We start from the raw sequence: 12,058 nt of genomic DNA, 5'->3' as shown, positions 1-12,058 counted from the left end.
GTCACCGCACCACCGCACGACACCGACGACCCGGTCCCCCAGGGGGCCGGGTCGTCGCACGTCCGGGGCTCCTCAGCCGGCGCCGAGGTGACGCAGGTACCGCCGTGGGTCGCTGAGGTAGGAGCGCCAGTGCCCGACGATCGCGAGGTCCTCCCACGCCGTCGGCCCGAAGCCGTGCTCGTCGAGCTCGAGGATCGTCGCGCCGGGCAGGGCGGTGAGCAGCGGGGAGTGCGTCGCGCACAGCACCTGCGCGCCCGCGGACCGGAGCGCGCCGAGCGTGTCCACGAGCGCGAGGCACGACGTGAACGACAGCGCCGCCTCCGGCTCGTCGAGCACGTAGAAGCCGGGCTCCGCGAAGTGACGGCCGAGCACCTCGAGGAACGACTCGCCGTGGCTCATCTCGTGCAGCGGCGGCGCGGGGTCACCGGTCGACTCGAGGTAGGTGTAGAGCCCGTGCATCGTCTCGGCGCGCAGGAAGTACCCCCACCGCGGGGCCCCGGGCGAGCGCACCACCTGCAGCGCCCGGTGCAGGGGCGACTCGCTCGCGCGCGTCGCGTGCCGCGCGTTCCGGCTGCCACCCTCGGCGTTGAGCCCGACGGCGGCCGCCACGGCCTCGACGACGGTCGACTTGCCCGCGCCGTTCTCCCCCACGAGGAACGTCACGCCCGGCGCGAGGTCCATCCCGTCGCGCAGGAGCTGCGCGACGGCCGGCACGGTGTACGGCCAGCGGTCGGGGTCGACGTCCGCCCTCGGGTGCCGCTGGACGCGGCGCACCGGGCGCTCGTCGAACAGGTCGCCCGTCACGGCTGCGGGTTCGGGTGCCCCCCGCCGGGCCCGTACGGTCCGGGCTCGGCGGCGACCTGCTCGACGGCCGAGGGCACCGGCCCGCCCGCCGCGGGACGCTGCAGCGCACGGACCGCGAGCGCCGCAGCGACGAGGGCGGCGCCGAGGTACTGCGCGATCCCGAGCAGGCTCCAGAGCCACTGGAACACCATGGTCCCGAGCTGCCCGGCGCCGTCGAGCAGGCCGTAGGGCAGCGTCGTCGTCGCGAGGGACAGGACCGACCCGCCGACGAGGAGCGCGACGCCCCACCAGAACATCGCGGGCGCGGTGACTCTCGACGGCATGCCGTCCTCCAGCTCGGTCGGACCGGGGCCGGCGCTCAGGCCGACGCAGCGGTGCGGATCGGATCGGTGCGTCCGGGGAGCGTAGCGCCGGGGACCCACCGACGGACCTGCGCCGACGCCGCCGGTGGGCGGGACGGCTACGGTGGCTCCGGTCGACGACGAGCTGGAGGACGCATGTACGTGGAGATCCCGGTCACCGAGGTGCTGGCGCTGGCCGCCTCACGTGAGCCGCTGCCGCCGATGGTCCGGGCGGTGCGCGCGGAGGGCTCGACGATCCACGCGGACATCGACCTCAACGCGATCCCGGACGCGCCGACCGCCCTGCGCTGGGCGGCGATGGCGCTCGGCACGGTCAGCGTGAGCGCGACGTTCACCGGCTACGCCGAGGGCGTCGCGAGCCTGCGCGTCACCGTGCACGCACGCTCGCTCCCCGCGCACGTGTTCATCAACCCGCTCGTCGGCCCGATCAACGACGCGCTGAAGCAGCGCGGCCTGCCCGACGGCCTCGTGCAGCTCCGCCGCGGCGAGAGCGAGCCGGTCGTGCTCGTGGGGGTGCAGAGCGCGGTCGACGCCAAGGCCAAGGGCATCACGATCACGGACGTCGACCTGCGCGACGCCACGGCCCGGGTCCGCGCGACGATCGGCGCCGTCGCGTTCTGACGGCCGCTCTCCCTTCGCCGCCCCGACGCGTCACGCGCCCGCCGGGGTGGCGGGTTGCGGAGCGACCGGCCGACGAGGGGACGGAGCGGCGGAGCGACGAAGGATGCGCGCGCGCCGAGGGACCTCGGGAGGCGGTGCGCTCAGCCCGCGCCCTGAGCGGTCCCCGGCAGCGGCCGCTGCATGGTCGGCGGCACCCGCCGCGCGAACGGACGCGTGCGCCACGTCGCCGTCATGTGCCCGGTGGTGCGGTCGCCCACGAGCCGCAGCCGGTGCGGGCTCTCCAGCAGCGCCACCTCGACGTGCAGCGTCCCGGGCTCCGGGCTGCCGGCCGCGACGCCGAGCGCAGGACGACGTGCGTCCGGCTCGGTGACCGCCCAGCACCCGTCGCCCGCCTCGGCGACCCACGCGTCGCCGTGGACGGTGAGCTCGACCACCCACCGCCCGCCGTCACGCCGCAGCTCGACCCGCTCGACGCCACCGTCGGCCCCGGGCGCGAGGACGAACACGCCCTCGGTGAGCGGCTCGCCGGCGGCCGGCACCGAGAGGCTGAGCGACGCGAGCCGGTCCGCGAGGACGCGGGCGCCGTCGGCGTCCGTGCCCGCGTCGTCGTCCGCGTCGTCGTGCGCGCCGCCGTCCGCCTCGTCGTCGAACGCCGGCAGGAGGTGCGTCCACGCCGCGTCGAGGATGCCCTGCAGGTCCTCGGTCGCCGCCGTCGTGACGAGCACCGCGTCGTGCTCGGGCAGCACGACGCAGAACTGGCCGAACGCCCCGTCGCCGCGGTAGCCGTGCCTCGAGCGCCAGAGCTGGAAGCCGTAGCCCTGGTCCCAGTCACCGCCGAGCTCGTCCGGGGTGACCCGGCCGGCCGTGGGCACGTGCACCCGGCTCGCGAGCGCGACCCAGCCCTCGGGGAGGACCCGGCGCCCGTCGAGCACCCCGTCGTCGAGCAGCAGCTGCCCGAACCGCGCCACCGCCTCGGTCGTCAGGTGCAGCCCGCTGTACCCGAGGTCCTGGCCCGGGGGCTTCTGCTGCCAGCCGCCGACGGTGATGCCGAGCGGCGCGAACAGGCGGGGGCCGAGGTACTCGGTCAGCGTCGTGCCCGTGCGGCGCTGGACGATCGCGGCGAGCGCGTACGTGCACGGCTGGTTGTACGTGAACACCGTGCCGGGCTCGTGCGTCGGGGGGATCTGCAGGAAGCCGCGGACGAGGTCGTCGGGGCTCGCCGCCCACGCGGCGTCGATCGTCTCCTCGGCGTGGCCGCTCGCCATCGCCGCGACGTGGCGCACGAGCATCGCCCGGCTGCGGGGGTCGGTGACCGCGTCGTCGAGCTCGGGGAAGTACGACAGGACGGTCGCGTCGAGGTCGACGAGCCCCTCGGCGACGGCGAGCCCGAGCGCGGCCGAGGTGAAGCTCTTGCTGAGCGAGTAGAGCAGGTGCACGCGCTCGGGGCCGTACGGGTGCCACCAGCCCTCGGCGGCGACCTGGCCGTGGCGCAGGACCATCACCGAGTGCAGCTCGATGCCGCGGGCCGCGACGTCGTCGAGGAACGCGAGCACGCCCGCCGGGTCGACCCCGACGGCCCGTGGTGCGCTGCGCGGGAGCCCGGCGGCGGTGGGGGTGGTCGGGGTCGCGGCCGGACCGGTCGGGGTGGAGGCGCTCGTCATCCCGGCATCGCACCACGACCGGGCGCCCGGTGCGAGCGACGCGGCCCACCGGCTCGCCGGCCCGGTCTCCCGACGCGGCCCGCGCGTCCGCGAGCCCGCGAGCCCGCCAGTCCGCCCTGCGCCCCGCCTCCGTCAGCGGCGCGACGGCTCCTTGCGCTCGACCCGCTCCCACCCCGGCCGGGCCTGGCGGGCGCCCAGCCGGTCGGAGCGCGAGCGGTACACGACGTAGGGCCGCCACAGGTAGCCGACGGGGGCGCTGAACACGTGCACGAGCCGCGTGAACGGCCACAGCGCGAACAGCAGCATCGCGGCCATGCCGTGCAGCTGGAAGCCGAGCGGGGCGTCGGCCATGAGCTCGGGGTGCAGGTCGAACCGGAAGATCCCGCGGAACCACACCGAGACGCCGTCGCGGTAGTCGTAGTGGCCGCCGAGGTTGAGGACCGACCCGGCGACCGTGTTCCACATCCCGAGGAAGATGACGACCGCGAGGACGAGGTACATGACCTTGTCCATGCGGGTCGTCGCGCGGAACACGGGCCCGACGGTGCGGCGGCGGTAGATCAGCAGGACGAGCCCCACGACGGTGCTGAACCCCGCGACGGCGCCGATCGAGACGGCCAGGACGTGGTAGAGCTCCTCGCTCATGCCGACCGCCTCGGTCCACGCCTTCGGGATGCCGAGGCCCATGACGTGCCCGAGGAACACCGCGAGGATCCCGAAGTGGAACAGCGGGCTCGCCCAGCGCAGCAGCCGGCGCTCGTAGAGCTGCGACGAGCGGGTCGTCCAGCCGAACTTGTCGTACCGGTACCGCCAGGCGTGCCCGAGCACGAAGAACGCGAGGCACACGTACGGGATGACGACCCACAGCAGGGTGTCGGCGGTCGTGGTCATCGACGGGCTCCTGTTCCGGGCATGTACGACGGCGGCGCGAACGGCTCGAGGCCGACCTCCTCGCCGGGCGGGCCCTCGGCGGCGAGCCGGGCGACGGCCTCGCGGTCGTCGCCGGCGAGCGGCGGCAGGGTCGCGCAGACGGCGACGAGCGCGCCGGCGTACGGGGAGCCGAGGTCGAGCAGCGCGAGCCGGAGCAGCTCGAGCCCGGCGCGGTGCGCAAGGAGCAGGCGCAGGCCCGACTCCTGCGCGGCCTCGTCGCCGGTCGACGCGAACTCGAGGACGACGGCCACGTGGTCGGGGAGCTCGTCCGCCGAGACCTCGAAGCCCGCGGCGCGGTACGCCTGCTTGAACTCGACGAGGGCGACGCCGCGCTTTCGGGTGTCGCCGTACGCGTAGTAGGTCAGGTAGGGCGAACGGCGCCGCGCGAGGTCGAACGTCGTGACGTACTCGGCCGCGAGCGCGACCGGGGGGTGCGCGTCGAGGTGGTCGAGCACCTGGTCGAGCGGGGCGCGGAGGTAGCCGTCGAGCGTCCCGACGGCGGTGCGCAGGTCGGGCAGCAGCGCGAGCAGCTCGGGGCCCGGGTAGTCGAGCACGAGCGCGGCGACCCGGTGGACGAGCGCGGTCTCGCGGGTCGCCGCCTTCCGTGCGGCGTCCCGGCGCGCGAGCCGCCTCACGGCCGGCCCCCGGTCGTCGGGTCCTCGTCGGTCCGGGCCACGGGCTCGGTGCCCGTGCCGGCCGGTCCGGGCACGGACCCCCCGGCGGGCAGCGGCTGGACGAGCGCCGCCGAGTCGTCGCCCTCGGGCTCGCGCAGGTTCGCCCCGTCGGGCCCGGGTCGCGGTGGGAACATCCCCGCGGGCGCGCTCTTGCCGTCCCAGTTGAGGAGGTTGACGCGCGCCTTCCTCGACTCGGGCTCGGCGACGGTGTCGGTCGTCTGGCGCTGCTTGAGCATGTGGAAGTTCTCGACCGCGATGGGGTCGTTGCCGCCCGAGCCCTCGCCGAACGGCCCCGACCCGCCCATGCCGGGTCCGCCGTCGTAGTCGAGGCTGCACTCGGTCGCGAGCTCCTCGAGGCCGTGCGCCTGCTCGGCGTGGGCGGCGGGGACGACGTACCGCTCGTCGTACTTCGCGAGCGCGAGCAGGCGGAACATCTCGTACATCGTCGCCTCGTCCATCCCGACGGACTCCGGGATGCGCGGGTTGCCGGGGCGGCCCATGTTCAGGTCGCGCATGTACGAGCGCATCGCCGCGAGCCGCTTGAGCACCGCGGTGACCGGCGCCGTCTCCCCCGCGGCGAACAGCTCCGCGAGGTACTCGACCGGGATGCGCAGGGTGTCGATCGCGGCGAACAGGTTCGAGGCGTCCTCGCTGTCGACGCCGGTCTCCTGCACCACGTCGACGACCGGCGAGAGCGGCGGGATGTACCAGACCATCGGCATCGTCCGGTACTCGGGGTGCAGCGGCAGGGCGACCTCGTAGGTGCTGATCAGCGCCCAGATCGGGGACCGCTGCGCGGCCTGGACCCAGTCGTGCGGGATGCCCGCGGCCTCCGCCTCGCGCTGCACCTGCGGGTCGTCCGGGTCGAGGAACACCCCGCGCTGCGCGTCGAGCAGGTCCTTCTCGTCGGTGACCGACGCCGCGGCGAGCACCTTGTCGGCGTCGTAGAGCACCAGCCCGATGTACCGCAGGCGCCCGACGCACGTCTCCGAGCAGACCGTCGGGAGCCCGACCTCGATGCGCGGGAAGCAGAACGTGCACTTCTCGGCCTTGCCGGTCTTGTGGTTGAAGTAGACCTTCTTGTAGGGGCAGCCCGTGACGCACTTGCGCCAGCCGCGGCACGCGTCCTGGTCGACGAGCACGATGCCGTCCTCGGCGCGCTTGTAGATCGCCCCGGACGGGCACGACGCCGCGCACGACGGGTTCAGGCAGTGCTCGCAGATGCGCGGCAGGTAGAACATGAACGTCTGCTCGAACTCGAGCTTCACCTTGTCCGAGACCTTCTTCAGCACCGGGTCGTGGACCGTGAGCTCCGGGGCACCGCCGAGGTCGTCGTCCCAGTTCGCGCTCCACCCGACCTGCATGTCCTTGCCGGTGAGCAGCGACTTGGGGCGGGCGACCGGGACGTGGTCCTGCAGCGGGGCGTTCGTCAGGTTCTCGTAGTCGTACGTCCACGGCTCGTAGTACTCGTCGATCGACGGCTGCTTGGGGCTCGCGAAGATGGTCAGCAGGTTCTTCAGCCGGCCGCCGGCCTTGAGCTGGAGGCGCCCCTTCTTGTTGAGCGTCCAGCCGCCCTCCCACTTGTCCTGGTCCTCGTAGGTCCGCGGGTAGCCCTGGCCGGGGCGGGTCTCGACGTTGTTGAACCAGACGTACTCGGTGCCGGTCCGGTTCGTCCACGCCTGCTTGCAGGTGACCGAGCACGTGTGGCAGCCGATGCACTTGTCGAGGTTCATGACCATCGCCATCTGCGCCATGACCTTCATCGGGTCACGCCCCGGACCGCTCCCCGTGCCACGCTCGTCGGTCGCGTCATCTCAGTACTCCACGTCCTGCGAGCGGCGACGGACGACCGTCACCTCGTCGCGCTGGTTGCCGGTCGGGCCGAGGTAGTTGAACGCGTAGGCGAGCTGCGCGTAGCCGCCGATGAGGTGGCTGGGCTTCACGAGCAGGCGGGTCAGCGAGTTGTGGATGCCGCCCCGCTTCCCGGTCGTCTCGGCCTTCGGCACGTCGATGAGCCGGTCCTGCGCGTGGTACATGTACACCGTCCCCTCGGGCATCCGGTGCGAGACGATCGCCCGCGCGACCACCACGCCGTTGCGGTTCACGGCCTCGATCCAGTCGTTGTCGCGGATGCCGACCTTGGCGGCGTCGACGTTGCTCATCCAGATCGCGGGGCCGCCGCGCGAGAGCGACAGCATGAACAGGTTGTCCTGGTACTCGGAGTGGATCGACCACTTGTTGTGCGGGGTCAGGTAGCGGACGGTCACGCCGAGCTCGCCCTTCGGCCCCGCCGGTCCCGTCGCGCCCACCGCTCCCTCGCTGAAGAGCGCCTGCATGTTGAGCGGCGGCCGGAACACCGGCAGCCCCTCCCCGAGCTCGGTCATCCAGTCGTGGTCGAGGTAGAAGTGCTGCCGCCCGGTGAGCGTGTGCCAGGGCTTGAGCCGCTCGACGTTGATCGTGAACGGCGAGTAGCGGCGCCCGCCGTGCTCGGTGCCGGACCACTCGGGTGACGTGATGACGGTCGTCGGGGCGGCCTGGGTGTCGGCGAACGTGACCTGCTTGCCCTCGTGCTCGGCGGCGAGGTCGGCCATGAGCGTCCCCGTGCGCTTCTCGAGGGTGTGGAAGCCCTGCACCGCGAGCCGGCCGTTCGTCGTGCCGGACAGCGCGAGGATCGCCTCGCACGCGTGCACGTCCCGGGACAGCAGCGGGCGTCCGTCGGCCACCGCGCCCGGCGCCCCGGCGGGGATCCGCGCGACGCCGTTCTTGCGCCGCAGGTACTCGATCTCGGGCCCGACGTCGAACGTCACGCCCTTGGTCGTCAGGCCCAGCGTGTCGGGGACCGGGCCGAGGGTCGCGAGCTTCGCGGCGACTGCCGGGTAGTCCCGCTCGATGACGACGAGCTTCGGCATCGTGCGGCCCGGCACCGCCTCGCACTCGCCGGCCTTCCAGTCCTGCACCCGGCCGTGCGGGTTGGCCATCGCGTCCGGGGTGTCGTGCGTGAGCGGGACCGCGACGACGTCCTGGCGCACACCCAGGTGCTGCACGGACTGCCGGGAGAACTCCCGGGCGAGGGTGTGGAAGATCTCGAAGTCGGTGCGGGTCTGCCACGGCGGCGCGATCGCCGGGCTGAACGAGTTCACGAACGGGTGCATGTCCGTGGTGTTGAGGTCGTGCTTCTCGTACCAGGTCGCCGCGGGGAGCACGACGTCGGAGTAGACGGTCGTGCTCGTCATCCGGAAGTCGAGCGAGAGCAGCAGGTCGAGCTTCCCGCTGGGCGCCTCGTCGTGCCACGTGACGTCCCGCGGCCGGGAGCCCGGCGGCGCCTCCGTGGCGAGCAGGTTGGAGTCCGTCCCGAGCAGGTGGTGCAGGAAGTACTCGTTGCCCTTGCCCGACGAGCCGAGCAGGTTGGCCCGCCACACCGTCAGCACGCGCGGCCAGTTCTCGGGGGCGTCCGGGTCCTCCGCCGCGAACCGCAGCCGGCCCTCGGTGAGCTCGCGCGGCACGTACTCCCCGACGGGCAGCCCGGCCGCCTCGGCGTCGGCCGCGAGGTCCAGCGGGTTGCGGTCGAACGTCGGGTAGGACGGCATCCAGCCCATGCGCGCCGACTTCGCGATGACGTCGGCCGTCGTCATGCCCGCGAACAGCCCGCCCGTGCCCGGCGTCGCCGCGGAGAGCGTGTCGGCGCTGAACGCGTCGTAGCGGAACTGGTCCGTGTGGAGGTACCAGTACGCGGTCTGGATCATCGTGCGCGGCGGGCGGGCCCAGTCGTTCGCGGTCGCGTACATCTGCTGGCCGGTGACCGGGCGGACCTTCTCCTGGCCGACGTAGTGCGCCCAGCCGCCGCCGTTGACGCCCTGGCAGCCCGTGAGGGTCGTGAGCGTGAGGAACGTGCGGTAGATCGTGTCGGAGTGGAACCAGTGGTTGGTGCCCGCGCCCATGAGGATCATCGAGCGGCCGCGCGACTCCTCGGCGTTGGCCGCGAACTCCCGCCCGATCCGCTCGGCCTTGGCCGCGGGCACGCCCGTGAACTGCTCCTGCCACGCGGGCGTCCCCGGCTGCGACGCGTCGTCGTACCCGGTGGGCCACTCCCCTCCCAGACCGGGGCGCCCGACGCCGTACTGCGCAAGCAGCAGGTCCAGCACGGTCGTGACCACGTGGTCGCCGACCCGCCGCACGGGCACCCCGCGCCGGGACACCGCCGCCGTCCCGTCGAGCGTGTCGAACCGCGGGAGGTCGACGACGACCGACTCGGCCGACCCGACCTCGCCGAGCACCGGGCCGCCCGCGCTGAGCAGCGGCTCGACGTCGCCGAGGTCGAGGTTCCAGCGCCCGACGCCCTGCTCGCCGTACCGGTGCCCGAGCGAGCCGCCGGGGACCACCGGCCGGTCCGTCCGCGCGTCGAGCAGCACCGTCTTGAACGCCGCGTTCTCGCTCCGCGCCTCCTTGCCCGGCAGGTCCTCCGCGGTGAGGAACTTGCCCGGGACCCAGCGCCCGTCCCGCTCCTCGAGCCGCACGAGGAACGGCAGGTCGGTGAAGCGCTGCACGTAGTCGCGGAAGTACGGGACCTGCCGGTCGACGAAGAACTCCTTGAGGGTCACGTGCCCCATCGCGAACGCGAGGGCGCCGTCCGTGCCCGGCTGCACCGCGAGCCACTCGTCGGCGAACTTCACGTTGTCCGCGTAGTCGGGCGAGACTGCGATGACCTTCTGCCCTCGGTAGCGCGCCTCCGCCATCCAGTGCGCGTCCGGGGTGCGGGTCACCGGGAGGTTGGAGCCCCACATGATCAGGTAGCCGGCGTCCCACCAGTCCCCCGACTCGGGGACGTCCGTCTGGTCGCCGAACACCTGCGGCGACGCGACCGGGAGGTCCGCGTACCAGTCGTAGAACGACAGCATCGGGGCGCCGATCAGCGCGTGGTACCGGGCGCCGGCGCCGTGCGACACCATCGACATCGCCGGGATCGGCGAGAACCCCGCGACCCGGTCGGGCCCGTGCTCCTTGATGGTGTGCACCTGCGCCGCGGCGACGAGCTCGACCGCCTCGTCCCACGTCGCCCGGACCAGACCGCCCTTGCCGCGGGCCCGCTTGTAGCGCTTCGCCCTGACCGGGTCGTTCACGACGTCCGCCCACGCGAGCACCGGGTCCCCGAGCCGCGCCTTGGCCTCGCGGTACATCTCGAGCAGCACGCCCCGCACGTACGGGTACCGGACCCGCGTCGGGGAGTACGTGTACCAGCTAAACGCCGCACCGCGCGGACAGCCCCGCGGCTCGTACTCCGGGGAGTCCGGGCCCACCGACGGGTAGTCCGTCTGCTGCGACTCCCACGTGATGATGCCGTCCTTGACGTACACCTTCCACGAGCACGAGCCCGTGCAGTTGACCCCGTGCGTCGAGCGGACCACCTTGTCGTGGCTCCAGCGGTCCCGGTAGAAGGTGTCGGCGTCGCGCCCGCCGATCTGGTGCAGCGTCCGCAGGTCCGGCGACACGGAGCTCTTCGTGAGGAACCGCCGCGTCCGCAGCAGGGCCTCCGTCACGTCGCCGTCGAGTCGGGGCGGGTCGTTCTGCAGGGTCACGGTGCGCGGTCCTTCCGGGTGGTCGGGTCCAGCGGGTCGTGCGGGTCGTGCTGTACGGGTGGTGGTCGGCGGGTGCGAGGGCGGGGGTGCGGGACGGGGCGCGGGTGCGGGTCAGGCACCGGGTGCGGGCGTCAGGCGGGGGCGCGCTGCGCGCGGGCGTGGCGGCGGACGGGTCCGCGCGTGAACAGGGCCGTGAGCACGCAGACGACGGCGAGCAGCGCGAGGCCGAGGCTGTAGTCGCCGACGACGTCGAACACCGCGCCCATGACGAGCGGCGGCACGAACCCGCCGAGCCCGCCCGCCGCGCCGACCAGCCCGGTGACCGCGCCGACCTTCTCGGACGGCGCGAGGCTCGCGACCAGGCCGAACGTGGCGCCCGAGGACGCGCCGAGCAGCGCCGCGAGGCCGAGGAACGCGACCGTGCCGACCGGGACGAGCGGAAGCTCGAGCGCCGCGACGCCGGCGAGCACCGCGGCGCCGACGAAGCACACGGCGAGCACGGTCGTGGCCTCGTACCGGTCGGTCAGCGCGCCGCCGACCGGGCGCATGAGCACCGCGAGCACGACGAAGCCCGCGGTCCGCAGCGCGGCGTCCTCCTGCGTGAGGTCGAACGCGTTGATGAGGTAGGTCGGCAGGTAGACGCTGAACGCGACGAACCCGCCGAAGCCCACGGCGTACAGCACGCACAGCTGCGCGGTCGCCCGGAGCCGCGCCGTCGCCCACGTCCGCGCGAGGAACGAGCCCTGCGGCACGACCCGGCCGGGGGCGTCGCGCACGAGCAGCCCCGACGCGACCGCGTAGACGGTCAGCACGCACGCGACGAGCAGGAACGGCGCCTCGGGACCCACGGCGTTCGTGAGCCGCACGGTCGTGAACGCGGAGATCGCCGTCCCGCCCATGCCGAGGCCGAAGATCCCGAGGGCCGTCCCCCGCCGCGCCGGCGGGTACCACGCGTTGACGAGCGGCACCCCGATCGCGAACGCCGTGCCGCCGAGCCCCAGGAAGAACCCGCCGACGAGCATCGCCGCGAAGCTCTCCGCGACCAGGCCGACGAACAGGACGGGCAGCACCGTCAGGATGCTCACGACCGGGAACATGACGCGCGCACCGACCCGGTCCGTGAGCGCACCGACCGGGATCCGCCCGAGCGACCCGACGACGACGGGCACCGCGACGAGCACCGCCTGCTCGAACCCGCTCAGGTCGAGCCGCTCCCGGTACGCCGCGCCGAGCGGGCTGATGAGCGCCCACGCCCAGAAGTTGACGAGGAACCCGAGCATCGCGAGCACGAGGTTGCGCGGCGAGCCGGTGGGTGCCGCGAGCGGCTGCGCGTGTGCGGTCGCGGCCGTCGTGCGACCCCGTGAACCGCGCCCCGGAGGCGCCGTCCCGGCACGACCGTGCGGCTCTCCGCTGCGTCCCGACATGGGGCCCCC

Annotated in this window: 9 protein-coding genes; 1 reads left to right on the top strand and 8 read right to left on the bottom strand. The window is 73.6% G+C overall.

What is annotated here, in order from left to right:
- Positions 1-72: 72 nt before the first annotated feature.
- Complete coding sequence (locus CCE01nite_RS07320; RefSeq protein WP_246056362.1) at positions 73-804, bottom strand: AAA family ATPase; 732 nt, start codon at positions 802-804, stop codon at positions 73-75.
- Positions 801-1,127, bottom strand: coding sequence for a hypothetical protein (locus tag CCE01nite_RS07315; RefSeq protein WP_141372123.1), 327 nt, complete (start codon positions 1,125-1,127; stop codon positions 801-803). The genes CCE01nite_RS07320 and CCE01nite_RS07315 overlap by 4 nt, the downstream gene beginning before the upstream one ends.
- 174 nt (positions 1,128-1,301) lie before the next feature.
- On the opposite strand from CCE01nite_RS07315, the gene CCE01nite_RS07310 reads away from it, so the two are divergent.
- The gene (locus CCE01nite_RS07310; protein WP_034625025.1) at positions 1,302-1,787 is read left to right on the top strand and encodes a hypothetical protein; all 486 of its coding nucleotides are present in this window, start codon (positions 1,302-1,304) and stop codon (positions 1,785-1,787) included.
- 140 nt (positions 1,788-1,927) lie between these two features.
- Here CCE01nite_RS07310 and CCE01nite_RS07305 read toward each other — a convergent pair whose 3' ends face one another.
- The 6 genes from CCE01nite_RS07305 to CCE01nite_RS07280 all read right to left on the bottom strand — a co-directional run bounded on the left by CCE01nite_RS07305 (position 1,928) and on the right by CCE01nite_RS07280 (position 12,049).
- Positions 1,928-3,448 carry a serine hydrolase domain-containing protein gene (locus tag CCE01nite_RS07305; protein ID WP_052103455.1) on the bottom strand — a complete coding sequence of 507 codons (1,521 nt, stop codon included), beginning with the start codon at positions 3,446-3,448 and terminating at the stop codon, positions 1,928-1,930.
- A gap of 132 nt (positions 3,449-3,580) precedes the next feature.
- Positions 3,581-4,339 carry a respiratory nitrate reductase subunit gamma gene (gene narI, locus CCE01nite_RS07300; protein ID WP_034625022.1) on the bottom strand — a complete coding sequence of 253 codons (759 nt, stop codon included), beginning with the start codon at positions 4,337-4,339 and terminating at the stop codon, positions 3,581-3,583.
- Complete coding sequence (gene narJ / locus CCE01nite_RS07295; RefSeq protein WP_034625019.1) at positions 4,336-5,013, bottom strand: nitrate reductase molybdenum cofactor assembly chaperone; 678 nt, start codon at positions 5,011-5,013, stop codon at positions 4,336-4,338. The genes narI and narJ overlap by 4 nt, the downstream gene beginning before the upstream one ends.
- Positions 5,010-6,815: a nitrate reductase subunit beta gene (gene narH, locus CCE01nite_RS07290; RefSeq protein WP_084142447.1), complete on the bottom strand. Its 1,806-nt coding sequence runs from the start codon at positions 6,813-6,815 to the stop codon at positions 5,010-5,012. The genes narJ and narH overlap by 4 nt, the downstream gene beginning before the upstream one ends.
- A gap of 51 nt (positions 6,816-6,866) precedes the next feature.
- Entirely contained in the window at positions 6,867-10,625 is a 3,759-nt protein-coding gene (locus CCE01nite_RS07285; protein WP_034625016.1) for a nitrate reductase subunit alpha, read from the bottom strand.
- 131 nt (positions 10,626-10,756) lie between these two features.
- On the bottom strand, positions 10,757-12,049 hold the full coding sequence (locus CCE01nite_RS07280; RefSeq protein ID WP_034625014.1) for an MFS transporter: 1,293 nt from the start codon (positions 12,047-12,049) through the stop codon (positions 10,757-10,759).
- Between the last annotated feature and the right edge of the window lie 9 nt (positions 12,050-12,058).

Origin of the sequence: Cellulomonas cellasea, assembly GCF_006538745.1 — a bacterium.
Taxonomy (GTDB): Bacteria; Actinomycetota; Actinomycetes; order Actinomycetales; family Cellulomonadaceae; genus Cellulomonas_A; species Cellulomonas_A cellasea.
Note: the sequence above shows the minus strand (reverse complement) of the source record. Positions and strands in the feature narration are given on the sequence as shown.

Bases quoted from the DNA above. Each gene is read 5' to 3' on its own strand.
- narI (WP_034625022.1), bottom strand. From the start codon at position 4,339: ATGACCACGACCGCCGACACCCTGCTGTGGGTCGTCATCCCGTACGTG.
- narH (WP_084142447.1), bottom strand. From the start codon at position 6,815: ATGAAGGTCATGGCGCAGATGGCGATGGTCATGAACCTCGACAAGTGC.
- CCE01nite_RS07310 (WP_034625025.1), top strand. From the start codon at position 1,302: ATGTACGTGGAGATCCCGGTCACCGAGGTGCTGGCGCTGGCCGCCTCA.
- CCE01nite_RS07315 (WP_141372123.1), bottom strand. From the start codon at position 1,127: ATGCCGTCGAGAGTCACCGCGCCCGCGATGTTCTGGTGGGGCGTCGCG.
- CCE01nite_RS07280 (WP_034625014.1), bottom strand. From the start codon at position 12,049: ATGTCGGGACGCAGCGGAGAGCCGCACGGTCGTGCCGGGACGGCGCCT.
- CCE01nite_RS07305 (WP_052103455.1), bottom strand. From the start codon at position 3,448: ATGACGAGCGCCTCCACCCCGACCGGTCCGGCCGCGACCCCGACCACC.